Here is a 23,246-nt window from a genome sequence, read left to right on the forward strand (position 1 = left end):
AGCCGGGGTCAGAGCCGCACCGTCCGGCCGGACCGGGGTGGGGTTCGACCGTCCAGAACGGACAGCCAGGCGTCGCGCAGACCGGCGGGACCGTCGCTGGATTCGATGTCGATCCAGTCGTCGGCGACGGCGGCGAAACGGTGCCAGGCGGTCGCGAAGCGGGCGTCCAGGCCGGCCCGGCCCCAGTCGTGGCGGCGTTTGCGCATCTGGGTGGGGGCGAAGAACACCTCGCCGGCCGCCTCGGCGTTCGGGATACCGCTGGTCAGGCCCACCGCGATGTCGCGGATCAGCTGCACGCCCAGGTGGGACCGCAGGGCGGCGCGGGTGCCCGGGCGGCCGGACAGGTCCAGATAGACGGTGGGAATCGACGGCAGATCAACCACTTGCTCGTACGTCAACACCCGGTCGTAACAGCCGAGCGACTCGGTGAACGCCACATTCCCGGGTGAGGTGAGACCGATCAGAAGTGGTCCGCGGCCGTGGAGTTCGGCAGCGGCCGCGTACGCGGTCTTGCTGGACGCCGATGACACCACGATCGCCTCGGCGCCGTAGAAGTGCTGGTCGGTCACCTGGTCGGCGAGCATGAACGAGGTGAAGAACAGCGGCCGGAACAGGACGAGCAGGTCCTCCCGGTCGGGGTGGTACACCGGATCGCCGATGGTGGCGCGGTACGCGTTGTACGGCGACGGCAACCCGGCCCGATGTGGTGACCCGTCCCGGAAGCCGGTGTCGTCGACACGGTCGGGGCGGATCACCAGATGGCCGGCGGGCGGGAGGTACCCGTACACCCGTAGTCCGGTGTTGATCTCGGGCAGCGTGGACTCGGCGACCTCGGCGAAACCCCAGAGTGGGGGCAGGCCCCACGACGGGCCGAGGTCGGTGGGGAAGAACTCCCAGTAGCGCATGGTCTCGCCGAGGACAGCGTAGGTGATGTTGTTGGCGGTCACCCCGACCCGGTCGACCCGCAGCAGCACCTCACCCTCGGTGAGCTCGGGGGTGGAACCCTCCGTGATCCTCGTCGACGCCAGATCCGAGCGGCCGACGGCGAACGTCCACGTTGCGGTCATGCGACGACGATAATGCACAGCAAGTGCAAATTCATACCCCTCGACGGAATCGGGCCGCGGCGTCGCCGAACGCCGCCCGGGTCATCGGCAGCAGCGGAGTCGAGGACATCAGTGCCAGTTCCTCGGCCGGCGACGTGGCCCCGTCCAGGAACCGCAGCACCCGGTCCGGCGGATTGCGCTCGAACAGCCGCTCGAAGAACGCCACCCCGTCCACCAGCCCCCGGTCCAGGGCCCGCAACTGCACCGCGTCCATCCACAGATGCCGCGCCGGATACGCCGGGCCGGGCAGCGGTGGCCGGCCGGCGGCCACCTCGGCGGCGATCCGCGACGCCTGCCGGACCATCGCGGTGAAGGTGAACCCGGTGGACGGGCGGGTCGCGCCGCCCGCGGTGCCGATCCGGATCACCCGCGGTGACGGCCGGGTCTCGAAGACACCGTCGGTCATCGGGATCACCCCGTCCTCCACCTCGCGCACCCGCAGTGCGGTCAGATCCAGGCCGAGGGTCGCCGCGTAACCGCGCAGCGCGGTGTCGTACGCCTCGCCGGTCAATGTCGACGGGGAGAACTCGGTGTATTCGACAAGTGCGAACCGGTCACTGACCGGCAGCACGTAACCGAACGAGACACCCCGGGCCGGCTGCGGAGTCCGGAAGTCCATCAGCACCGCACGGCCCGGCTCGAACACCGGTGTGTCCGATTCCAGCCACCAGCCGCGGAAGTGCTGCAGCCAGTTGACCCGGCCGGGCCGGGCCGGTGGGCGGGGGCGGGAGTCCAGGACCCAGGACGCGCGCACCAGCGGGGTGCCGTCGGGGGCGCTGACCAGGACACGGTTCCCGTCGTCGGCCAGGGTGTGGGCGGGGGCGGTCACACGTACCGCAGACGGATTCTGATCGGCCAGGTCGTAGAGGGGCGCGGACCTCAGCATGGCGTAGCGCAGCGGCTGGAGGTCGAGGGTGCGGTGGCTCGCCGGGGTGACCACGTCGACGGCGTTCCAGCTGGCGCTGAGGAGCGGATCCAGGAAAGTGCCGGGAGTGCCCCAGAATGCCCAGGTGCGGTCCTGGCCGCGTTTGTGCACCGGGTCGACGACCGCCACCCGTGGGCCCGGCGTCAGGGAGGCCAGGATCAGGCTGGCCGCCCCGCCACCCCCGACCAGGGCGATGTCGGCGTCGATGGTCACCGGCCCAGCATGGCAGGCGGGCTTCGGCCGGCCGAAGCCGGGAAGGCTCCGAGCAGAGCCCGGCACCGGCCCCGTCGCCCCGCTGTCCCTCACCGCATCCCGGGCTTGTCGTGTCGGTATCGGTCAGCGGCGTCTGCCGGCACGTCCCTGTCTGATCAGTTCCTCGCGGAAGGCGGCGACCGCGGGGGAGCGGTCCGAGGTGCGGGTGGTGACGTGCACGTTGCGGGCCAGGTTCACCGGTGCGGTGATGGTCAGCAGCGTCACGCCCGGCCGCTGGACCACCGCCGACCGGGGGATCAGGGCCACGCCGAGACCGGCCGCCACCAGATCGAGGACCACCGAGTAGGTGTCCGCCCGGGATTTGACCCGCGGTTCGAAACCGGCCAGGTGGCAGGCCATCTCGGTGACCGCCTGAAACCCCTGGACGGCGATCCCGGAGATCCAGTCCGCGCCGGCGAACGCGCGTAGCTCGCTGCTCTCCAGCCCCGGAGCCGACGGCGGCGCGGCGAACGCCGGGACCGCCAGCAGCAGCGGGTCGGTCAGGACGAGCTGCTGGTGCAGGCCGTTGCTGATGGGGCCGGAGAATCCGGCGTACTGATGGGTCAGCGCCACATCCACCTGCCCGGCCACCACCGCGGGGACCGAATCCTCCGGCTCGATCTCGGTGAACGTCAACTCGATCAGCGGTTGCCGGCGCCGCATCGCGATCATCGCCGGGGCCATGATCCGGCGGGTGCCGGTGGCGAACGACGCGATCCGCAGGTGGGCGGCGGTCTCCGAACCGGCCGCCGCCACCTCCCGGGCGGCCACCTCCAGGTCGGTGATGATCCGGCGGGCGTGGTCGGTGAGCACCCGCCCGGCGGTGCTCAGCCGGACACTGCGCGCCGACCGTTCCAGCAACTGGGCCCGGGCCTCCCGCTCCAGCACCGCCAGCTGCTGGGAGGCCGCCGCCGCGCTGCATCCCATCCGGGCGGCCGCCCCGGCGATGGATCCGGTGTCGGCGACGGCGACGAGCAGACGCAGCCGGTACGAGTCGAGCATCGGAAAATCCTACGCTCAGCATCGTCTGCATCGGTTTCGCGGCGTCACCCGGTCCCGTCAAGATCATTGTCGTGATCCTGCATGACATCGACACCCGCGGCTTCGCCAGCGACAACTACTCCGGCATCCACCCGGAGGTCCTCACCGCCATCGCCGGCGCCAACCACGGCCACCAGAGCAGTTACGGCGCCGACGTCTACACCGAGCGGCTCGGCGAGGTGTTCCGCCGGCACTTCGGTGACACCGCGCGGGCCTTCCCGATGCTGACCGGGACCGGCGCCAACGTGGTGGCCCTGCAGGCGGTCTGCGCCCGGTGGGGCGCGGTCGTCTGTGCGGATTCCGGCCACATCAACGTCGACGAGGGCGGCGCCCCGGAGAAGACCGGCGGTCTCAAGTTGCTGCCGGTCCGGGCCGAGAACGGCAAATTGACGGTACGGGCCGTCCAGGGTGAAGCTCACGGCTTCGACAACCAGCACCGGGCCCAGCCGCAGGTGGTGTCCCTGTCCCAGTCCACCGAGCTGGGCACCGTCTACACCCCCGGCGAGATCCGGGCGATCACGGACCTGGCTCACGAGCACGGCATGTATGTGCACATGGACGGTTCACGGCTGGCCAACGCGGCGGTCCACCTCGATCTGCCCTTGCGGGCGCTGACCACCGACGTCGGTGTGGACGTCCTGTCGTTCGGCGGCACCAAGAACGGCCTGATGCTGGGTGAGGTGGTGGTGCTGCTCAACCCGGAGCTGGACGGCGGGATCGACCGGCTGCGCAAGACGTCCATGCAGCTGGCCTCGAAACAGCGTTTCATCTCGGCCCAGTTCATCGCCCTGCTGGAGGGTGACCTGTGGCAGCGCAACGCCGCGCACGCCAACGCGATGGCGACACGCCTGTATCAAGCCGTCCGCCGGCACGTCGATGTGATCAACCCGGTCGAGTCGAACGCGCTGTTCGTCCGCCTGCCGGAGAAGGCGCTGGCCCGGCTGCACGACGAGTTCCAGTTCTACGACTGGAACGTCGCGGCCGGCGAGGCCCGCTGGATGACGTCCTTCGACACCACCCCGGACGACGTCGACCGTTTCGCCGCGGCGATCCGCGAGATCTGCGGCGAAGCCTGACGCGCCGAAGAGGCGGCGAAGCCTGACGCGCCGAGGACGCGGCGAAGCCTGACGCGCCGAGGACGCGACGAGGCGCCGACCCGGTCAGGAGGCGGGGACGCCCAGACGGTCCAGGAGATGGCGGCGCAGGCCACCGAAACCGGGATCGTCCTGGTGACGGGGGCGGGGCAGGGTGATCGGGAGTTCCTCGGCGATCCGGCCGCCCTCCAGGACCAGGGCCCGGTCGGCGAGGATAAGCGCCTCGTCCACATCATGGGTGACCAGGAGGGCGGCGAAGCCGTGCCGGGTGCGCAGCCGTTCCAGCAGTTGCTGCATCCGCAGCCGGGTCAGGGCGTCGAGCGCGCCGAACGGCTCGTCCAGCAGCAGCAGCGACGGCTCCCGGACCAGCGCCCGCGCCACCGCCACCCGCTGCGCCTGCCCGCCGGACAGCTCGGCGGGCCAGGCGCCGCCCCGGTCGCCGAGGCCGACCTCGGTCAGCGCGGCCACCGCCCGCCCCCGGGCGTCCGCCCCGGGCAGCCCCAGGGCGACGTTGTCGGCGACCCGCTTCCACGGCAGCAGCCGGTGCTCCTGGAACACCACACCGTAGTCGGACGGCACGGTCACCCGCCCGGTGGCGTCCGGATCCAGTCCGGCGAGCGCGCGCAGCAGGGTGCTCTTGCCCGAACCACTGCCCCCGAGCAGGGCCACCACCTCGCCCTTCGCGACGGTCAGCGAAGCACCGTCCAGGACCACGGTGTCGCCGAACGACCGCCGCAGGCCGTCGACCGCGACGATCACGTCGCCTGCAGACCGCGCCGCCATGTGAGGGTCCTCCGTTCCAGGATGCGGATGAGCACGTCGGACAGCAGCCCGAGCAGTGCGTAGACGACCAGCCCCAGCACGACCACGTCGGTCTGGGCGAACTCGCGGGCCTCCATCATCAGGAAGCCGATCCCGGTCTGCGCGTTGACCTGTTCGCCGACGACGAGGCTGAGCCAGCCCGCGCCGATCGCCAGCCGCAGGCCGAGGAAGAGCGACGGCAGCGCACCGGGCAGCACGACGTGACGAAGCCGCTCCCATTGATTCAGTCCACATGTCTTGGCGGCTTCGACGAGGCGCTGGTCGATGTCACGGATGCCGGCGTACGTGTTGAAGTACAGCGGGAAGAAGCTCCCCAGCGCCACCAGACTGATCTTCAGTTCCTCGCCGATGCCGACCCAGATGATCAGCAGCGGTACCAGCCCCAGGTGCGGCAGCATCCGGGCCATCTGCACCGGCGGGTCGATGGCGTTGTCACCGGTGCGCAGCAGCGCGGCCGCGGCGGCCAGCACCACGGCCAGGCTGCCGCCGATGCCGAGACCGATCAGGGCCCGGGTCAGCGAGTCGAGCAGATGGGTGGTCAGTTCGCCGTCGGCGGCCAGGCGCCAGCCGGTCTCGGCGACCAGGCTGGGCGCGGGCACCTTCTCCGGCGGGAGGATTCCGGTACGGGCGGCGGCCTCCCACGACACGAGCAGCACGATCGGGCTGATCAGCCGGTACCAGCGGCGCTGCCCGGCCCGTGGCCGACGGGCCGCGGTGGACCGCGAGACGACGGGTGGATCGACCGTGGTGGTCACAGGAACGCCTGGTTGAACGTCTCGTCGACACGTTCCTTGATGTCGACCGGCCCGGGGATCAGCTCGAGCTCGGTGAAGCCGTCCGCGATGGTCTGCAACTCGTCGCCGATCTCCGGGGTGATCGGGGCGAGCGGCTTCGCGCTGCGGGCCAGCGCCCGGGTGGTGGTGGCCTCGTCGATCTTCAGCTCCGGCGCCAGGATCCGCGCCCGCTCCTCCGGGTTGGCGATGCCCCAGTCGGTGGTGGCCCGGTACCTGGTGAGGAAGTCGCGGATCAGCTCGGCCTTGCCGGTGACGGCGTCCGGCGCGGCCAGGATGTACTCCCGGTTGTCGGCCAGGCCGGTGGCGTCGGCGAGGACCTGGACCCCGGGCTGCTCGGCCAGCGCGAAATACGGATCCCAGATGATCCACGCGTCGACCTGATCGGCGTCGAAGGCGGGGCGGCCCTCGGCGGGTTTCAGATACTTGACGTTGATGTCGTCGATGGTGAGGTTCGCCTGTTCCAGCAGCTTGACGAGCAGCCAGTTGACGTTGGAGCCCTTGTTCAGTGCGACAGTTTTGCCCTTGAGGTCGGCGAACGTCCGGAATCCCTTCGCGGACTTGACGAGGACGGCTTCACCCTGCGGGACGGGCTCACTCGTACCGACGATCCGGAAGTTGATTCTGCCGGCCGCCGCGAAGATCGGCGGTGCCTCGCCGGTCTGTCCGATGTCGATCGCGCCCGCCTTGAGGGCCTCGGTCAGGGCCGGGCCGCTTTCGAACAGCGACCACTCGGCGTCCGGGGCGTCGCCGCGGGCCTTGGCCAGGCTCAGCCCGCCGAACCGCTGGTAGCCGATCCGCAGGGTGGTGCTCCCGGTTCCGGCGCCGTCCGGCCCGCCACAACCGGCGGCGAGGAAGGCGGCGCCGAGCGAGCCGATCAGCAGACTTCGCCGCGATGTGGGCATCTCAAGATCCTTTCAGCGGTACGGGGTGGCAGCCGCCGGTCATGCGGCGGCGGGTGGTGGAACCGGGGAGAGGCGGCCGAACGTGGAGCGGTGGAAGACCAGCGGGCCGGCGGACGTGTCGGTGCTGTGGGCCACCGCGTGCAGCCGGAGCAGGACGATCGTGTGGTCGCCGGCCTCCACCTCGCGGTGGATCGTGCAGTCGAAGCGGGCCAGGCCGTCGGGCACGGTGATCGCGCCGTTCGCCGACGACTCGAAGGGGACGCCGTCGAAGCGGTGTTCCACCGGGCCGGCCAGCCGGCGGCAGAGCGGGCCGTGGTGCGCGGCCAGCACGGTGACCCCGAGATGGTCGGCGCGGCGCAGGTCGGGCCAGGTCTTCGAGGAGTTCGCGAGGGACACCGAGACCAGCGGCGGGTCCAGGCTGACCGAGGTGAACGAGCTGGCCGCCAAGCCGACCGGGACCCCGTCCACGGCGGCGGCGAGCGCCACCACCCCGCTGGGGAAGACGCCGAAGGCCTGCCGCAGCCGGCCGGCGTCCAGATCCTGGTTGGTGGCGAACCCGTTCACCGGCCCGCCGCGGCGCTGGGGGAGGGCGTGCCGGCCGTCGCGAACGGGACGCGGGCGTGGCCACCGCGGCGGCGGGGGCGTTCGTCCTTCCACAGGCCGCGTTCGGCCAGCAGCGGCAGGACGCCCTCGCCGAACCAGTAGGCGCCCTCCAGGTGCGGGTACGCCGACAGCACGAACTCCTCGATACCCAGCGCGGCGTATTCGGCGATCCGGTCGGCGACCTGCTCGTGGCTGCCGACCAGGGCGGTTCCGGCGCCGCCGCGGACCAGGCCGACACCGGCCCAGACGTTCGGGTGGATCTCCAGCCGGTCGCGGGAGCCGTTGTGCAGGGCCAGCATCCGCCTCTGGCCCTCGGACTCGCTGAGCCGCAGGCCGCGCTGCACGGTCGCGACCGTCTCCGGCGAGATCCCGGCGAGCAGCCGGTCCGCCTCCGCCCAGGCCTCCTCGGCGGTGTCGCGGGTGATGGTGTGCATCCGGATGCCGAAACGGATCGGGCGGTGGTCCGGGCCACGGCCCCGCTCGGCGGCCAGCCGCCGGATCCAGGCGATCTTGGCGGCCACCGCGTCCGGCGGTTCACCCCAGGTCAGGTAGACGTCGGCGTGCTTCGCGGCGACGATGCCGGCGGCGGGGGAGGAGCCGCCGAAGTAGATGTCCGGGACCGGATCGGGGATCTGGCCGAGCGTGGCGGCGTCGACGGACAGGTGCTCGCCGTGGAAGTCGACGGTCTCCCCGGCCCAGAGCCGGCGCACGATCTCCAGGAATTCGTCGCAGCGACGGTACCGGGCGTCCTTGTCCAGGTAGTCGCCGTACATCCGCTGCTCGTGGCTCTCCCCACCGGTGACCACGTTGAGCAGCAGGCGGCCGTGCGACAGGTTCTGGAAGGTGCCGGCCATCTGCGCGGCCAGGAACGGCGCGACCACGCCGGGCCGGAACGCGACCAGGAACTTGAGCCGGTCGGTGGTCCGGCTGAGCATCGCGGTGCTGAGCCAGGCGTCCTCGCACCACGCGCCGGTGGGGGTGAGCGCCGCGTCGAACCCGTTGTCCTCGGCGGCACGGGCGACCTGGGTCAGGTAGGCGACGTCGGCGGGGCGCCCGGAGCCGCCGGGGGCGAGGCCGTGGCCGCCGCCGACGACGTGCCGGCCGTCGCCGCCGTTGGTGGGCAGGAACCAGTGGAACCGCAGGGACATGACGGGCCCTCCATGAAGCCTGTAATGCCTATAGGTTCGCTAGATTTATAGGACAAGGCAAGGCCTCTGGTGTACGGGCATCGCGAACACCCCTTCGGCTAAACCGTGCGGGCCAGCCGCTCGATCGTCCGCTCGAAGTCCAGGATCGTGGCCGGGACCCGGTCGTACCGGCGCCGGAGCAGCACCATCAGCACCGGTGGCACCTCCCCGGCCAGCGGTCGCGCGGTGATCACCCCGGCCCTCTCCAGGGGATCACCCAGGATGCTGTAGTCCGGCAGGATCGTCGGCCCGGTACCGCTGGCCACCAGGCTCTTGCCCATCTCCGCGCCGTCGGTGGCGAACGTCTCCGGCGGTGGCCTGTCCCCGAACAGCCGCTGGGCCAGCCGGTGCATCAGGTAGCCCGGGCGCATCGCCACGAACGGCCGTACCCGCAGATCGTCGACGTTGATCTGATCCCGTCCGGCCAGTGGATCGTCGACACGGACGCAGACCGCCGGCACTCCGTGCAGCAACACCGTCCGGTGCAGGGCGGCCGGGATGTCGTCGCCCGGGAACATGTTGATCAACCCGACGTCCAGACTGCCCTCCAGCAGGCGCTCCTCGATGCCGGACTGGAGCATCGTCGCCACGTCCACCGTCGTGTTCGGGTGACCCGCGCCGAACTCCCGCACCGCCGGAACCAGCAGCCGCGACGTCCCGGCGTTGACCGTGCCGACCCGGATCGTCCGGACCGCCGTGCCGTGATCACCGGCCGCCGCCCGCAACCGGGCCACCCCACCCAGGATCTCCACGATCAACGGCACCAGATCCCGGCCCTCGCGGCTCACCCGGGCGCCGGAGCGGTGCCGTTCCAGCAGCGGTACGCCCAGTTCCCGCTCCAGCGCGCTGATGCCCTCGCTGAGCGCGGACTGCGACACGTGCAGGTGCTCCCCGGCCCGCCGCAGCGACCCGTGGCGAATCACCGCCATCAGGTATTCGAGCTGCTCGAAACGCACCCCGGCGAGACTACGCGGGAACGGTCCGGACGAAGATCGAACCCCGCGCGCCGGTCAGGGGAGGCGGGTCTGCGGTGCGGTGGTGACGGCCATCCGGAGGGCCGGGCTCCACCCCTCGGCCGGGCCCGGCGGCGTCGCGGCCCGGTCGATGCCTGCCGGCGCCCTCGGTGGCACCCGGTAAATGGGGCGACAAGCACCGAACCGGTAGGTAGCCTCCGCCGAATGCGCGAAGCACCGATCACCTGGCGGCCGTTGCACCGTGGCGACGCCAAGGCGTCCGCGGACCTGCTCAACGCCATGGAGGCAGCCGATCAGATCGGCGAGTACTACGACGAACAGGACACCCTGCAGGAGCTCATCGACCCGTACACCGATCTGGACCGCGGCAGCCTCGCCGCCTTCGACGGTGACGTGATGGCCGGCTTCATGAAGATCCGCTACCAGCCCTCCGAAGAGGAGATCCAGCGGGTCGTCATGGACGGCGGCGTCGCCCCGAGCCACCGCCGCACCGGCATCGGCACCCGGCTGCTGAAAGCCGGTGTGGAAGCGGCCCGTGAGCTGCACGAGCCGGGCCGGCGGATGGCCGTCGACGTGCACAAGCCGGAGAGCATGGCCGGCCTGGCCGAGTTGCTGCGCGCCGAAGGGTTCACCCAGGTCGGCTACTACCAGCACATGGAACATCCGCTGGACCGCCCGATCCGTGACGCCCCGGTCCCGGCCGGGCTGAGCGTCGAACCGTGGTCGGAGGCCAACGACGACGAGTTCCGGCTGATCCGCAACGAGGCCTTCCAGGACGACCCGTTGCGCGCCCCGATGACAGCCGAATCCTGGAAGAGCAAGATCACCAACCAGGCGTTCCGCCCGTCCGTCAGCTTCCTGCTCCGCGACGAACTCACCCGGGCTCCCGCCGGCATGCTGGTGGCGATGTCCTGGGACGCCGACACCGAGGCCACCGGCATCCGCGACGCCCGTTTCCTGTTCGTCGCCACCCAGCGCGCCTACCGTCGCCGGGGCGTGGCGGGCGCCCTGATCGCGCGGGCGCTCCGCACGGCCGCCGCCGAGGGTTACCACCGGGCCCTGGTCGAGGCCGATTCGGACAACCCCTTCGGCGCGATCAAGGTCTACGAGAGGTCCGGCTTCACGCCCCGGTTGCGGTTCGTGAGCTGGTCCCTGGAGCTCTGAAAACCTATTTCCGGTACGCCGATCGGCCCCACGGAGATCGGGTCGCTGGATGACGTCCCCGCGACGCCCGCGGGACACCGGACCGTCCGGCGACCGCCGGGCCGATTCCGGTGGTCACCGAAACCCCGCGTGCCGTGCCGCCGGCACTGCTTTCCGCCTTCGGGACGGTTTGATCGACGCACTATGCTTACGGCACCCGCAACTGGAGATCCACATAGGAGCACCTGTGCCGAACGACCGGGACCTTCCCCCCACCCTGGACACCACCGTTCCCCAGACCGCTCGGATCTGGAACTTCCTGCTCGGTGGCAAGGACAACTTCGCCGTCGACCGGGCGGTCGGTGAGCAGATCCTGGCCAGCCGGCCGGAGCTGGCCGACAGCGCGCGCCTGAGCCGGGCGTACCTGATCCGGGCCGTGAGGTTCCTGGCCGGTGAGGCCAAGGTGCGGCAGTTCCTGGACATCGGCACCGGCCTGCCGACGGCGAACAACACCCACGAGGTGGCGCAGGCGGTGGCGCCGGAGTCGAAGGTGGTCTACGTCGACAACGACCCGCTGGTGCTCTCGCACGCGCGGGCCCTGCTGACCAGCAGCCCCGAGGGGGTCACCAACTACATCGACGCCGACATGTTCCAGATGGACACGGTGCTCGACGAGGCGGCCGAGACCCTCGACTTCACCCAGCCGGTGGCGGTGCTGTTCATGGGCGTCCTCGGCCACATCGAGGACGACGCGGTCGCCCAGAGGATGGTGCGCACCGCGCTGTCCCGGGTGCCGTCCGGCAGCTATCTGGCCATCTACGACGGCGCCGACATCACCCCGGCCAACGTGGAGGCGGCCCGCATCTGGAACGAGTCCGCCGCCCAGCCGTACTACCTGCGCAGCCCGGAGCGCCTCCGGCGGTTCTTCGACGGTCTGGAGATCGTCGAGCCGGGTGTGGTCCCGGTGACCAAGTGGCGCCCGGAGGAGGACGCGCCGGAGATCGACCAGTTCTGCGCCGTCGGCCGCAAGCCCTGACGGTTCAGTTCCGGGCCATCACCCAGCGGCCCCGGCCCTGCCGTTTGGCCTCGTACATCGCCCGGTCGGCGTCGCGCAGCACGTCACCGTCACGGGCCGGCGTGTCCGGCCCGTAGGCGGCGATGCCGACGCTGGCCCCGATGTCCAGGACCCGGTCGCCGAACATGATCGGCTGGGCCAGGTCGCCGATCACCCGGTCGGCGAGCTTCATCGCCTCCGGCTCCGGCAGGTTCGGGCAGAACAGCACGAACTCGTCGCCGCCGAGACGCACCACGAGATCGGTGGCCCGGACCGCCGTCGACAGGCGTTGCGCCACCGTCGACAGCACCAGGTCACCGGCCTCGTGCCCGTGCTCGTCGTTGACCTCCTTGAAACCGTCCAGGTCCAGGTAGAGCACCGCCACCGGCCCGGTGCGGGCGAGTTCATCGGCGAGCACGGCCCGGTTGGCGAGCCCGGTCAGCGGGTCGTGCCGGGCCTGGTGGACCAGCAGCGCCTGGGTCTTCTCCTGCTCGCGGACCGCGATGGTGAACCGGGACAGCACGAACGCCGTGCTGATCACGGTGGCGCCCAGGGCCACTATCGCGTCGCGTTCCAGGCCGTCCTCGAACAGGCTCAGCGTCGGCGCGGTCAGGAACGCCAGCCCCAGGAAGACCACCCGGGACGGGTGCAGCAGGTTCACCCGCTGGCCGGGCCGGGTCAGTTCGGTGTGCCCCGGGTGCAGGCAGGCGGCGATCACCAGGGCGTTGCCCAGCATGATCAGCGGGCCGATCCGGGCCACCAGGTCGTAGTCGGCGAACAGCGGCAGCACGTTGTACGCCACGTCCACCGCCAGGTAGAGCACCACCGCGCCGAGCAGCAGCCGGGTCGGCGCACCCCGGTCGCCGGGCGACAGCGCGATGAACAGCACCGCGGCGAGCAGCACCACGTCGGCGATCGGGTACAGCGGCGGCACGATCGTCTCCAGCAGCCCCAGCCCGGAGCCGATCGCGGGCAGGATCAGGAACTGCCAGCTGGCCAGGGCCGCCGCCACGGTCAGGGTGAGCCCGTCCAGGACGGCGCCGCGCAGGTTGCCGGCCGCCCGGCGCCGGGCCATCCGGATCAGGGCCAGCGCCAGCAGCGGATATCCGGCCAGCCAGAACGCGTCGGCCAGCCCGACCGGCGGGACGCTGTCGAAGTACAGGTAGATCAGCTCGATGACGTCACCGGTCAGCCAGAGCGTCTGCGAGGCGGCGGCCAGCACCCACGGGGTGCGTTCCGGCCCGGCCGGGAGCTGCCGGACGGCCGTCCAGGCCATCGTGCTGATGGTCAGATAGGTGATCAGGTACAGCGCGTTGCCGATGTCGGTGCCGTAGGTGAGCGTCAGTCCGGTGACCGCCGCGACCGCCCCACCGAGGAAGATCCAGATTCTGCGTGGTGCCACGACGGACGGTCGGCAGGGCGTACCGCAATCTGTGGGTTTTTCAGAAAAGCCTGACCAGGGCCATGTCCGCGACCTCCTGGAGTTGTTCGCGGGTGGCGCCGCCAGCGGCCTGCACGGCGATCCCGTTGGCGACCGCCATCAGGTAGCGGGCGAGCACCGCCGGGTCCGTGCCGGCCGGCAGGTCACCCTCGGAGGCGGCCCGCTGGAAGCGCCGCAGCAGGTACTCCCGGCCGCTGTCGCGCCACGCGGCGAGGACGTCGCGGGCCACCCGGCCGTCCTCGCCGGCGGCCAGTGATCCCTGCACGCCCAGGCACCCGGCGGGGCAGCCGGGCCGGGTGGACGCCCGCACCGATCCGGTCAGGAAGGCGGCGGCCACCTCGCGGGCGGTGCCCTGGCCGAGGGCGCGGGCCACATACGACGCGGGGCCCTCGGTGTAGCGGTCCAGCGCCTTGCGGAACAGCTGCTCCTTGTTGCCGAAGGCGGCGTACATGCTGGTCTTGGTGATGCCCATGGCGCCGGTGAGGTCGCTGAGGCTGGCGCCCTCGTAACCCTGCTCCCAGAAGACGACCATGGCGCGTTCCAGCGCCTCGGCGGTGTCGAACCCTCGGGGTCTGCCCATCGTCACACCCCGATCATACCCCTTCTGTACCGACCGGATCGGAAGTGCTACGGTCGACTTCCGTACCGAGCGGTGCGGAAGTTTGTGGAGGTAAAGCCATGCGCAGGTTGGAAGGCAAGACGGCGGTCATCACCGGCGGCGGCACCCGGGGCATCGGGCGGGCCACCGCCGCCCGGCTGGTCGCCGAAGGCGCGCACGTATTCATCACCGGCCGGCGTAGGACCGAACTCGACGAGGCCGCCGACGTCATCGGCGACGGGGTGACCGCCGTCCCCGGCGACATCACCGACCCGGCCGACCTGGACCGGCTCTACGGTGCGGTGCGCGAACGCGGTCGCGGGCTCGACGTGCTGTTCGCCAACGCGGCGACCGCGTCGTTCGGCACGATCGAGACCATCACCGTCGAGGAGATCGAGCAGGTCTTCAACGTCAACGTCAAGGGCACCATGCTCACCGTGCAGAAAGCGATCCCGCTGCTCAACGAGGGCGCCTCGGTGATCCTCAACGCGTCCACCGCGGCCGACAACGCGACAGTCGCGTTCGGGGCGTACTCGGCGTCCAAGGCGGCGGTCCGCTCGTTCGCCCGCACCTGGGCCAACGAGCTGAAAGGGCGCGGCATCCGGGTCAACGCCATCTCGCCCGGCCCGGTCGACACCTCCGGCATCACCGAACTCGTCGGTGCGGAGAACGCGGCCGCCTTCAAAGCCGGCGAGGGATCCCGGATCGCGCTCGGCCGGATCGGGCGTCCCGACGAGGTCGCCGCCGCCGTCGCGTTCCTGGCCTCCGGCGACAGCAGCTTCATGCTCGGGGCCAACCTCTACGTCGACGGCGGCGAGAACCAGATCTGAACCACGTGTGCCGCCTTCCGGCGCGATTCGCACCGGGAGACGGCACCCGGCCCGGCTACCGTCGGGTCCTGTGACCCACAGTGTTGAGCTGCTGTTCGACGACGCGGCCGAGGCCGGTGTGCGCGACCTCTGGGAACGGATGCGCGCCGCCGGCCTGCCCGGTCTCGCCGACCATCGGCACCCGACGAACCGTCCGCACGTCACACTCGTCGCGGCCACCTCCCTGACCGGGCTCCCGCCGTTGCCGTTACCGATCAACACCACGATTGCGGGGGTACGCCTACTCGGGCGCGCCGTGGTCCGCGAGCTGGCCCTCCCGCCCGGGCTGCGGGAACTGCACGCCGCCGTGTGGGGCGCGGTCGGCTCGGCGAATCCACACCACGCGCCGGCCCGGTGGGTGCCCCACGTCAGCCTGGCCCTGACCATGCCGGAGCGGCACCGGGCGGCCGCCCTGGCCCTGTTGTCCGATCTTCCGCCGGTGCCGGCGCGGCTGGTCGCGGCACGAACGTACGACAGTGATGCCCGTGCCGTTCGGGACCTGACGGAGTAGGGTCGCAGGGAAAGGCACCACGTCGGGCTGCCGATCTCAGAGCGTGAGGGGTCCCCACCTCGGCACCGTCCGCTGGCTGCGGGCGGCCAACTCCGCACTGAAGGGCTCCGCCATGCCGGTCGACCAGTCCTGGGACATCGCCCCGCTCCTCATCGAGACCCGCGCGCCCGGCGACGTCCGGGCTGTCATCACCGTCGCCGGCGAGATGGACCGGGACAACTGCGGTGACATCCGGGTGGCCGTCGGCGAGGTGCTCTACCGGGACGGTCTGGAACGGATCAGCATCGACCTGAGCCGGCTGACGTTCCTCGACTCGTCCGGCATCCGGGAGCTGCTGCTGTGCCGTCGCGACGCCCGGCTGTGCGGTTGTGAACTCGACCTGGTGGACGTGCATCCCCACGTCCACCAGGTTCTCGACGTCTCCGGTCTGCTGGCCGAGTTCAGCGTGGGGTGACCCGGGCGTACTTCGCCCGGAACTTCTCCACCCGCCCGGCGGTGTCCAGCAGACGGTTGCGGCCGGTCCAGAACGGGTGGCTGGCCGACGAGATCTCCACGTCGATCACCGGGTAGGTGTTGCCGTCCTCCCAGTCGATGGTGTTCCGGCTGGTCGCGGTGGAGCGGGTCAGGAAGGCGAAGCCGGCGCTCTTGTCGCGGAAGACGACCGGGGCGTACGTGGGGTGGATGCCGGGTTTCATGTCAGTTCTCCTCGTTGGTCTCTTCCAGGGGGAAACATCCCTCGAACGGGTCGGGCAGCCGGCGCCAGGCGTCGAAGCCGTCGGCCAGTTCCGCGTCGGTCAGCAGGCAGGCGCGCAGCAACGCGACGATCGCGGTGTGATCCAGGTGCAGACCGATCAGGGACAGCACGGTGCGGCGGTCGCCGTAGTACGGATCCCAGTCCAGGTCGGCGGCGAGCCGCCGGTGGTCACTCGTCTCGGTCCAGCGTTCCGGCGGCAGCGCGGCCAGCCAGTATCCGAGACTGCCCAGGCTGACCCCGCCGCCGGCGAACTCGAAGGCGATCACCGCGTCCGGCTGGGCGGCGATCCACAGCTGACCGCGGCCGCGCAGGGCGTTCTCGGTCAGCTCCTCCAGCGCGTCGTGCAGCCGCTGCGGATGGAACGGGCGACGGGACCGGAAGACGAGCGACGTGCCCTGATCCGATACGCCGATCGGCCGCCCCTCCAGTGCCATGCCGAGCACTCCCGGCCGATCCGGATCATGGCGGCCGGACCGCAGGACCTGCTGGGCCAGCGCGGTGCAGTCCAGGGTGTCACCGCCACCCACCGTGACCGGAATCGACCACGGGGCCAGCCGGTGCGCCACCACACTCGCCCGGTGCGTGTCGGCGGCCTCGGTGTCCGGCCGGCTCCACAGCACCACGGTGTCGCTGAACTCCACCTGATGGGCGACCACCTCGGCGACCGCCCGATGGTCGTCACCGGCCGCGTGCAGATCCCGGTCCCGCAGGTCGTCGGTGCTGCACAGGTCGTCGACGAACCGGTCGGCGTCGACCACCGTGACGTACGAGTCGAAGCGCACCACCTCGGTCACCGGCTGCCCGTCGATCCGGCAGTGCGCGCAGGCGGCCGCGACCGCCTCGGGTTCCACGGCGGGTGGCAGCACCAGTAGCTGATCGCTGCGCGGTCGTTCCCGGGCCAGCCGGACCAGGGTGGGCAGCACGTCCTCGCGCAGCGTGCAGGAGATGCAGCCGTGCACCATCTCGACATCGGCACGGTCCAGGACGCGGGCGGCGGACTCGACCGTGCGGCGTACCCGGCCGTCCCGGATGCCACTCAGGTCGTGACTGATCGCGATCAGTGTGTCGTCGGCGATCAGCAGGGCCCGGGCGGCGGCCTGGACGGCGGCGGGGGAGAAGCCCGACAGCACGGTGACGGCGGGCCGGTGGTCCACGGACGGGGGTACGGCTGAGGTGATCGGTGTGATGCTCACACCCCCATCTTGTTGGAAATGATTTTCATTGTAAAGTCGCCACCATGTCCAACGTCTGTGACGTGACCGGCGCCAAGCCCAGCTTCGGCAACGCCGTGTCCCACTCCCACCGCCGCACCCGGCGCCGCTGGAACCCGAATGTCCAGCGCCGCCGCTTCCGCCTGGCCGACGGCCGCACCATCAGGCTGAACGTCAGCACCACCGGCCTGAAGATCATCGACCGCGACGGCATCGACGCGGTCGCGGCCCGCCTCCGCGCCAGGGGGGTGCGGCTCTGATGGCCAAATCCACCGACATCCGTCCGGTGATCAAACTCCGGTCCACCGCCGGAACCGGCTACACCTACGTGACCCGCAAGAACCGCCGCACCCATCCGGACCGCCTGGTGCTGCGCAAATACGACCCGCTGGCACGCCGCCACGTCGACTTCCGGGAGGACCGCTGATGGCCCGCCGCAGCCCCGCGCGTTCCTCGGCGGGAGGGCCGCTGATGGCCCGCCGCAGCCCCGCGCGTTCCTCGGCGGGAGGGCCGCTGATGGCCCGCCGCAGCCCCGCAAGGCGTGTTTTCCAGGAGATTTGCTGATGTCCCGTAGCCGCCCGATCACGCGTTCATTTCTGGGAGGACCTCTGATGTCCCGCCGCAGTTCCGCTAGGCGTGGTCTCCGGGTGGTGCGCTGATGGCCCGCCGCAGTCTCACCGAGCGCGAGAAGCGCCGCGTCGCCCTGGCCGCCCGCCACGCCGCCCGCCGGGCCGAGTTGAAGGCCGCGATCTCCGCCCCGGCAACCGACCCGTCGGCCCGCTTCGAGGCGGTCCGTGAGCTGTCGTCGCTACCCCGGGATTCCAGCCCGAGCCGCCAGCGAAGCCGGGACCAGATAGACGGCCGCCCACGGGGCGTCCTGTCCAGATTCGGCTTGTCCCGGGTCCGTTTCCGAGAACTGGCCCTACGAGGCGAACTGCCAGGAGTCCGCAAGGCTTCCTGGTGACCCGCAGCGCGCGCCGAGCCCTACCGCGAGGCGCGCGCATCGCGGCCCTCGCTTTTCCATCGAGCCCTACCGCGAGGCGCGCGCGTCACGGCCCTCGCCTCTCCACCGAGCCCTACCGTGAGGCGCGCGCGTCACGGCTCCCGCTTCTCCACCGCGCGTCTTCCGCCTTCAGCCCGGCGTCCCTCTGTCTTCCGCCCTCCGCCTTCGCGGTGTCCTCCGATTTCGACCTCCCGCCACAGCGCGCGTCTGTCCCTTGCCTTTCTCCGCGTCTGCGGTTCTCGTCTTGGCCCTGTTCGCCGTGTTCGCCGTGTTCGCCGTGTTCGTCGTGTTCGCCGGGTCTGCGGTTCTCGTCGTCGCCCCGTGTTCGCCCACGCCAGCCGTCCTGGACTTCTCCCGTGCCTGCCGGCTTCGCTCGGTGTCTTCTCTGCCCGCCGTGGTCCTCCGTCTCCTGGCCGGCTGCCTTCATCCCTCGACTCGGCTGGCTGGATCGCCGTATTTGCCAGCTGCGACGGCATATGCGGCTTCGGAGCGGGTATCCGATCCCTGACGGAGGTTCATCCGAGACCTCCCAGGCTTCCGGAGGGCTGCCATGAGGATCGAGGGCGCTGCCATCAGGATCGCCGAACCCGCACCGCAACCGGCCAGGGAACGGCCGATCGACCTGAACGACGACCCGGGTCGCAAGACCCCCGAACCGGCGAGAACCGGGCCGGGCAGCGAAGCGCCACCCACACCCACACCCCACAAACTCGTCGAGTGATCCGTGCCGGAGTGATCCGTGCCGGAGTGATCCGTGCCGGAGTGATCCGTGCCGGACAACCGCCGGGCCGGCGAGTTTCGCTTCGGCCCGGTGGCCGCGTTTCGGCCTCGCACCGTCGCCACTTCGCGCGGTCGAAACGTGCGTGGTGGCAGCTTTTGTGAAGTTTTGTGGCGTACCGTCAATTGTTCGTCAGTAGGAACACCGCCTCGCGCAAACCGGTCGCGGAAGGCCTCGTCCTGCCAGACCACGTCGTCCCAGGGCCCGGACCGCACCGCCCGCTCATCACGTCCGGCCAGCTCGGCGAGGTGCGGAACGGCCTCCACCGCACCCATCTCCACCAGCAGATCCACTGCCTCCGGCTCCTTATCACCCCTCCGGCCCCCATCACCCGCCCGTCCAGCAGCACATCCACCAGATCGCCTCGCTCCACACCGTGCCGCCACAGTGCCCGTGCCGCCACAGTGCCCGAGCCGCGCTGGCCTGGGCGTTCTCGTCCCGCTGACACTGCTCCGATCGGCGGATTGCCGGTTACGCCGTCGGTGACGAGTGTGCGGATCCGGCGACGGATTCCGTCCATCGCTACCTGATCGAATTCCGGCACATAGGTGTCGAATAGCCCATCCGCCGAGGTCCAGAAGCTGGCATCCCCGCTGCGAGCAGTGGATCCCGCCAGCGCGGATCCCGCAGCCGGATCAGGATCGCGAGAGCGGTGGCCGCTGGTCCTGGGTAGATCGGCATCTCCTTGGTCGTAAACGGATCTTCGGGGGATGTCTGCTCGGCCCCGAGTCCACTTCTGGCGATCCGGACCAGCGCATCAGCGACCACCGCCGCGCCCGGCCCGGCGTCGGCCGCCGCGTCGACGGCGGCCACGACCACTGTCTCATCCGAATCATCAAGCAATGGTTTCAGCAGGTGAACGAGGGTCTCAGCCGCTGACCGGCGGGACCGGAACCGTCCGCCCAGCGCACCGATGACACGCACCCGCGCCGCTGGTTCCACCGCGGTGTCCAACAGCGCGCCGACGAACGTGTCGTCCTTCTTCTCCACCACCTCGTCCAGCGCGTTCCCATCCGTCCATGGCGTGTGCCAGTGATCGACGGCGAAGACGCCGGCGATCCGCTGCACGGTCTGCGGCGGCCGGGGCAGACCCCAACGGGTGTACGCCAAGCCGGCCGCGGCGGGAACCGGCGCTTTCTCCAACATTGCCCGAGATCCTCTCGTGTCGGTATGACATGAACGGCGGTGAACCGGTCCACCGCAGAACTGCACGTGGTCATGTCTGATCGAACGACCGGCCGTTACCTCCGTTCAGGTTCATGCACCACCCGCCAGGCCCGTGTCGGCATGTCCCCGAGGGGAAGGGGCCGTAAGATGCAGAAGTACGCCTTCAGCAGTGAGGGACCACCCGTTCAACTGACAGGGGTCCTACATGAGCCTGCGCCGATTTGATTTCACCGACCTTCCGAGCACTCGCCTCGAGCTGACGGTGATCGGCCCGGACGCGGCCGACCATCTCACGGTGATCCTCATCGGTGAACTCGATGCCGATGAGGCCGAACGCTTGCACGAGACCCTGTCCGCGGCCTTGAACCGGCACGTCTCCACCCAGGTGCACCTGGACGCGACAGCCCTGACCTTCGTCGACTCCGGGGGGATCCGAGCCCTGCTCCAGTGTCGTGACCTGACGGATCAGGCAGGCGCGCAACTCTTCCTCGACCATGTGCATCCCAACGCCTACCAGGTTCTGGAGATCACTGGTTTGGTCGAGATCCTCAAAGCAACCAGACTGACCACTCCTTCCGCTACCAGCGCGGATCCGCTGGACACTGACACCGATCCGGCCTGACTTCCGGCGATGTGTGATGGTCATGGCACCGCGCCGGGGCGGACCAGGCCGGTCTCGTAGGCCAGCACCACCGCTTGCGCCCTGTCACGCACCCCCAGCTTCCCGATGATTCTCTTGACATGGGTCTTGACGGTTGATTCCTCGACGAACAGGTCCGCCGCGATCTCAGCGTTCGAACGTCCCCGGGCGACCAACTGCAGGACATCGCGCTCCCGCACGGTCAGCATCCGCAACCGGACCACAGCGGACGGGTCGGGTGGCGCGGCGGTAGCCATCCGATCCATCACGGTCCGGGTGACCGACGGCGACAACAGCGAATCTCCCGCGGCAACGGTGTGAATGGCCTCGATGAGCTGCTCGGGCCGGGTCCGCTTCAACAGGAACCCGGACGCTCCCGCATTGATCGCCCCGAAGATGTAGTCGTCATCCTCGAAAGTGGTCAAGATCAGAACCCGGGCCTCGGGCAATGACTCACTCAACTGCCTGGTGGCGGCGATCCCGTCCAGCTTGGGCATCCGCACGTCCATGAGGACCACCTCCGGCGCCGCACCACGGGCCAGCTCGACGGCTTCCCGCCCGTCGGCCGCCTCACCGACGACCTCGATGCTGTCGTCACTGGACAACACGGCCCGCAGACCGGCCCGCATCAGGTCGTCGTCGTCCACGATGAGCACCCGCAGCGGCCCATCCGCCATGTGCCCGGTCATAACGGCACCCCCGGCCCGAACGGTGCCGCATATGGCAGGTGGGCCCGCAACCGGAAGACCTCGCCATCGGGGGCGTCCGCAGTGCCGGTCACGAGACTGCCGTCCAACAGCGCCACCCGCTCACGCATGCCGACGATGCCCAGGCCGCTCCGCAGGCGGACATCCGTGACATCGGCCGGGGCAGCTCCACCGACAGTGGGACGCCTTCCACCGGGGATCGGCCGGGTGAGCCCATGGTCCAGGTCGATCTCATTAGCGCCGGCCAAGCCTGCCAGGACGCCGGCCCGGCCGCTGTTGCTGTCGAGGACGGCGGTGTCGGTATGGCGTGGGCGCTCGTCACCACCGGCATCGTCCAGGACTTCATCCACGGTCATCCGGCCAGCGGCGCTGCTGGAACGTTCGCCGGCGCGTTCGCGGCCCTCGGCGCCGCCCTGGATCTCTGCTTTGATCATCAGGGTTCCCTCGGCGGTGTCCCGATGGGTGCTGTCCCGGCGAGCGCTGTCCCGGCGAGAGCTGTCGAGGACTGCACCATCCCCCAGAGCATCTGCCCGAGACGAGGCGGGCCTGCTCGGGTGGCGGTCCGCTCCGATCGGATTGGTCACTTCGATGTCGACGGCGGACGGCCCGTAGGACATCCACACATCGGCCCGCCCGGAGCCGTGCCGAGCCGCGTTGGTCAGTGCCTCCTGCAGAATCCGGTACGCCGCCCACGCCACACTGCTGGGCAGTCCCCGCGGCGCGCCGTGGAACGTCGTCTCGACCTGCAGCCCGCTCGCTCGATGCCGCTCCACCAACTGCTCCAGGGCCGCAGTGTCCGTCGGGGCCGGATCGGCTGGCCCCGAGCCGTGCCGCAGCGCACGAACAAGCCGGTCGATGTCAGCGATCGTCGTGTGCGCGACCTCCTCCACGGTCTCGATGGCCCGGCGGGACCCCTCGGGATCCCGCTCCTGCAGCAGCCGGGCGGCCCCCGCCTGGACCAGGATCACGTTGATCGCATGCCCTGCCGAGTCATGCAGCTCGCGGGCGATCCGGGTGCGTTCCTCCGCTGCGGCAAGACGTCGTTGTGCCTGTAGATCGAGGTCGCGGAGGCGGGCGGTCACCACCAGCTCGGTGATCCGGTCGCGGCGCAGCCGGTTGCGGTCACCGGCCAGCCAGACCAGTGCGAACATGGCTGCCCAGGCGGCGAAGCCCGACGCCATGCCGTGGATCTTCAAGTCGTTGAGGACCATCAGGCCGATCGCCACGGGCACATAGGCCGACACCGCGGCGATGGCCAGCCTCCGTCGGAGAATGGACTCCGGGTCCACGGTGTCCGCCAGCACGAACGTCACGACCAGCGTGCCGGGCGGAACGTCGACGGGATAGTGCAGGGTGATCAGCGTGAGAGTGCCGGCCGCGGAGAGCCCGAACGCCAGCTCGGGCGCGCGGGTCTGGAAACAGAGTGGCAGTGTCGAGCCGAGGGTCAGCAGGACACCGAGCACATCCAGCGGGCGGTAGCCGGGCTGCCCTGCGCCCAGCCCGCCCTCCTGGAGCATGATCAGGGTGAAGGCCGCGGCCAACAGCGCCGCAGCGCAGTCGATCGCGATCCGGCGCCATCCCACGGGCGCCTCCACCGGCCTCAACTCATCGAACATTCGCCCAGCGTACGGCGGACCGGCCGGCTCCGAATCCCTCCGCGGGAGCATCTG

At 70.5% G+C, this 23,246-nt stretch carries 27 protein-coding genes; 10 read left to right on the top strand and 17 right to left on the bottom strand.

Annotated elements, in window-relative coordinates; translation table 11 throughout:
• Window positions 1-8: 8 nt before the first annotated feature.
• The 3 genes from ACQ0O7_RS28880 to ACQ0O7_RS28890 all read right to left on the bottom strand — a co-directional run bounded on the left by ACQ0O7_RS28880 (window position 9) and on the right by ACQ0O7_RS28890 (window position 3,285).
• The gene (locus ACQ0O7_RS28880; protein ID WP_430786346.1) at window positions 9-1,067 is read right to left on the bottom strand and encodes a DUF2855 family protein; all 1,059 of its coding nucleotides are present in this window, start codon (window positions 1,065-1,067) and stop codon (window positions 9-11) included.
• Window positions 1,068-1,098: 31 nt separating this feature from the next.
• Window positions 1,099-2,244 carry a lycopene cyclase family protein gene (locus tag ACQ0O7_RS28885; protein WP_430786348.1) on the bottom strand — a complete coding sequence of 382 codons (1,146 nt, stop codon included), beginning with the start codon at window positions 2,242-2,244 and terminating at the stop codon, window positions 1,099-1,101.
• A gap of 123 nt (window positions 2,245-2,367) precedes the next feature.
• Window positions 2,368-3,285, bottom strand: a complete 918-nt coding sequence (locus ACQ0O7_RS28890) for a LysR substrate-binding domain-containing protein (RefSeq protein WP_430786350.1) — start codon at window positions 3,283-3,285, stop codon at window positions 2,368-2,370.
• Between the two features lie 71 nt (window positions 3,286-3,356).
• Between ACQ0O7_RS28890 and ACQ0O7_RS28895 the strand changes: the two genes are divergently transcribed.
• Window positions 3,357-4,400 (top strand): threonine aldolase family protein, encoded by a 1,044-nt coding sequence (locus ACQ0O7_RS28895; protein ID WP_430786352.1) that lies wholly within the window; start codon window positions 3,357-3,359, stop codon window positions 4,398-4,400.
• Between the two features lie 84 nt (window positions 4,401-4,484).
• On the opposite strand, the gene ACQ0O7_RS28900 is transcribed toward ACQ0O7_RS28895, so the two are convergent.
• The 6 genes from ACQ0O7_RS28900 to ACQ0O7_RS28925 all read right to left on the bottom strand — a co-directional run bounded on the left by ACQ0O7_RS28900 (window position 4,485) and on the right by ACQ0O7_RS28925 (window position 9,682).
• On the bottom strand, window positions 4,485-5,201 hold the full coding sequence (locus ACQ0O7_RS28900; protein ID WP_430786354.1) for an ABC transporter ATP-binding protein: 717 nt from the start codon (window positions 5,199-5,201) through the stop codon (window positions 4,485-4,487).
• Window positions 5,174-5,995: an ABC transporter permease gene (locus ACQ0O7_RS28905; RefSeq protein WP_430786356.1), complete on the bottom strand. Its 822-nt coding sequence runs from the start codon at window positions 5,993-5,995 to the stop codon at window positions 5,174-5,176. Before ACQ0O7_RS28905 ends, ACQ0O7_RS28900 begins: the two co-directional genes overlap by 28 nt.
• Window positions 5,992-6,936, bottom strand: coding sequence for an aliphatic sulfonate ABC transporter substrate-binding protein (locus ACQ0O7_RS28910; RefSeq protein ID WP_430786358.1), 945 nt, complete (start codon window positions 6,934-6,936; stop codon window positions 5,992-5,994). Before ACQ0O7_RS28910 ends, ACQ0O7_RS28905 begins: the two co-directional genes overlap by 4 nt.
• 39 nt (window positions 6,937-6,975) lie before the next feature.
• Window positions 6,976-7,500, bottom strand: a complete 525-nt coding sequence (locus ACQ0O7_RS28915) for a flavin reductase family protein (protein WP_430786360.1) — start codon at window positions 7,498-7,500, stop codon at window positions 6,976-6,978.
• Window positions 7,497-8,687 carry an LLM class flavin-dependent oxidoreductase gene (locus ACQ0O7_RS28920; RefSeq protein ID WP_430786362.1) on the bottom strand — a complete coding sequence of 397 codons (1,191 nt, stop codon included), beginning with the start codon at window positions 8,685-8,687 and terminating at the stop codon, window positions 7,497-7,499. Before ACQ0O7_RS28920 ends, ACQ0O7_RS28915 begins: the two co-directional genes overlap by 4 nt.
• A gap of 98 nt (window positions 8,688-8,785) precedes the next feature.
• On the bottom strand, window positions 8,786-9,682 hold the full coding sequence (locus ACQ0O7_RS28925; RefSeq protein WP_430786364.1) for a LysR family transcriptional regulator: 897 nt from the start codon (window positions 9,680-9,682) through the stop codon (window positions 8,786-8,788).
• 222 nt (window positions 9,683-9,904) lie between these two features.
• On the opposite strand from ACQ0O7_RS28925, the gene ACQ0O7_RS28930 reads away from it, so the two are divergent.
• Window positions 9,905-10,864, top strand: coding sequence for a GNAT family N-acetyltransferase (locus tag ACQ0O7_RS28930; protein ID WP_430786366.1), 960 nt, complete (start codon window positions 9,905-9,907; stop codon window positions 10,862-10,864).
• Between the two features lie 226 nt (window positions 10,865-11,090).
• Complete coding sequence (locus tag ACQ0O7_RS28935; protein ID WP_430786368.1) at window positions 11,091-11,879, top strand: SAM-dependent methyltransferase; 789 nt, start codon at window positions 11,091-11,093, stop codon at window positions 11,877-11,879.
• A gap of 4 nt (window positions 11,880-11,883) precedes the next feature.
• Here ACQ0O7_RS28935 and ACQ0O7_RS28940 read toward each other — a convergent pair whose 3' ends face one another.
• Window positions 11,884-13,299, bottom strand: a complete 1,416-nt coding sequence (locus ACQ0O7_RS28940) for a diguanylate cyclase domain-containing protein (protein WP_430786370.1) — start codon at window positions 13,297-13,299, stop codon at window positions 11,884-11,886.
• A 40-nt stretch (window positions 13,300-13,339) separates the two neighbouring features.
• Complete coding sequence (locus tag ACQ0O7_RS28945) at window positions 13,340-13,918, bottom strand: TetR/AcrR family transcriptional regulator (protein WP_430786372.1); 579 nt, start codon at window positions 13,916-13,918, stop codon at window positions 13,340-13,342.
• 98 nt (window positions 13,919-14,016) lie between these two features.
• Here ACQ0O7_RS28945 and ACQ0O7_RS28950 point away from each other — a divergent pair, with 98 nt between their 5' ends.
• The 3 genes from ACQ0O7_RS28950 (at window position 14,017) to ACQ0O7_RS28960 (ending at window position 15,770) form a co-directional block, all read left to right on the top strand.
• Window positions 14,017-14,766, top strand: coding sequence for an SDR family NAD(P)-dependent oxidoreductase (locus ACQ0O7_RS28950; RefSeq protein WP_430786374.1), 750 nt, complete (start codon window positions 14,017-14,019; stop codon window positions 14,764-14,766).
• Window positions 14,767-14,836: 70 nt separating this feature from the next.
• The gene (locus ACQ0O7_RS28955; RefSeq protein WP_430786376.1) at window positions 14,837-15,316 is read left to right on the top strand and encodes a 2'-5' RNA ligase family protein; all 480 of its coding nucleotides are present in this window, start codon (window positions 14,837-14,839) and stop codon (window positions 15,314-15,316) included.
• Window positions 15,317-15,359: 43 nt separating this feature from the next.
• Window positions 15,360-15,770, top strand: a complete 411-nt coding sequence (locus ACQ0O7_RS28960) for an STAS domain-containing protein (protein ID WP_430786378.1) — start codon at window positions 15,360-15,362, stop codon at window positions 15,768-15,770.
• Here ACQ0O7_RS28960 and ACQ0O7_RS28965 read toward each other — a convergent pair.
• Together ACQ0O7_RS28965 and ACQ0O7_RS28970 are read right to left on the bottom strand one after the other, a co-directional pair.
• Window positions 15,757-16,011 (bottom strand): type B 50S ribosomal protein L31, encoded by a 255-nt coding sequence (locus ACQ0O7_RS28965; protein WP_430786380.1) that lies wholly within the window; start codon window positions 16,009-16,011, stop codon window positions 15,757-15,759. The genes ACQ0O7_RS28960 and ACQ0O7_RS28965 overlap by 14 nt on opposite strands.
• Window position 16,012: 1 nt before the next feature.
• Window positions 16,013-17,263 (bottom strand): CobW family GTP-binding protein, encoded by a 1,251-nt coding sequence (locus ACQ0O7_RS28970; RefSeq protein ID WP_430786382.1) that lies wholly within the window; start codon window positions 17,261-17,263, stop codon window positions 16,013-16,015.
• A 44-nt stretch (window positions 17,264-17,307) separates the two neighbouring features.
• On the opposite strand from ACQ0O7_RS28970, the gene rpmB reads away from it, so the two are divergent.
• The 3 genes from rpmB (at window position 17,308) to rpsN (ending at window position 18,245) form a co-directional block, all read left to right on the top strand.
• Window positions 17,308-17,541: a 50S ribosomal protein L28 gene (gene rpmB, locus ACQ0O7_RS28975; RefSeq protein WP_430786384.1), complete on the top strand. Its 234-nt coding sequence runs from the start codon at window positions 17,308-17,310 to the stop codon at window positions 17,539-17,541.
• Complete coding sequence (gene rpmG / locus ACQ0O7_RS28980) at window positions 17,541-17,708, top strand: 50S ribosomal protein L33 (protein WP_430786386.1); 168 nt, start codon at window positions 17,541-17,543, stop codon at window positions 17,706-17,708. Before rpmB ends, rpmG begins: the two co-directional genes overlap by 1 nt.
• A gap of 231 nt (window positions 17,709-17,939) precedes the next feature.
• The gene (gene rpsN / locus ACQ0O7_RS28985) at window positions 17,940-18,245 is read left to right on the top strand and encodes a 30S ribosomal protein S14 (RefSeq protein WP_430786388.1); all 306 of its coding nucleotides are present in this window, start codon (window positions 17,940-17,942) and stop codon (window positions 18,243-18,245) included.
• Between the two features lie 462 nt (window positions 18,246-18,707).
• On the opposite strand, the gene ACQ0O7_RS28990 is transcribed toward rpsN, so the two are convergent.
• Entirely contained in the window at window positions 18,708-19,355 is a 648-nt protein-coding gene (locus ACQ0O7_RS28990) for a hypothetical protein (RefSeq protein ID WP_430786390.1), read from the bottom strand.
• A 229-nt stretch (window positions 19,356-19,584) separates the two neighbouring features.
• The gene (locus ACQ0O7_RS28995; RefSeq protein ID WP_430786392.1) at window positions 19,585-20,130 is read right to left on the bottom strand and encodes a hypothetical protein; all 546 of its coding nucleotides are present in this window, start codon (window positions 20,128-20,130) and stop codon (window positions 19,585-19,587) included.
• Between the two features lie 304 nt (window positions 20,131-20,434).
• Between ACQ0O7_RS28995 and ACQ0O7_RS29000 the strand changes: the two genes are divergently transcribed.
• The gene (locus ACQ0O7_RS29000) at window positions 20,435-20,851 is read left to right on the top strand and encodes an STAS domain-containing protein (RefSeq protein WP_430786394.1); all 417 of its coding nucleotides are present in this window, start codon (window positions 20,435-20,437) and stop codon (window positions 20,849-20,851) included.
• Between the two features lie 20 nt (window positions 20,852-20,871).
• Here ACQ0O7_RS29000 and ACQ0O7_RS29005 read toward each other — a convergent pair whose 3' ends face one another.
• Together ACQ0O7_RS29005 and ACQ0O7_RS29010 are read right to left on the bottom strand one after the other, a co-directional pair.
• A complete protein-coding gene (locus tag ACQ0O7_RS29005; RefSeq protein ID WP_430786396.1) occupies window positions 20,872-21,558 on the bottom strand; it encodes a response regulator in 687 nt (228 codons plus the stop codon).
• Window positions 21,555-23,192 carry a histidine kinase gene (locus tag ACQ0O7_RS29010; RefSeq protein WP_430786398.1) on the bottom strand — a complete coding sequence of 546 codons (1,638 nt, stop codon included), beginning with the start codon at window positions 23,190-23,192 and terminating at the stop codon, window positions 21,555-21,557. The genes ACQ0O7_RS29005 and ACQ0O7_RS29010 overlap by 4 nt, the downstream gene beginning before the upstream one ends.
• Window positions 23,193-23,246: the final 54 nt, after the last annotated feature.

This window comes from Actinoplanes sp. G11-F43, assembly GCF_050589265.1.
Lineage (GTDB): Bacteria > Actinomycetota > Actinomycetes > Mycobacteriales > Micromonosporaceae > Actinoplanes.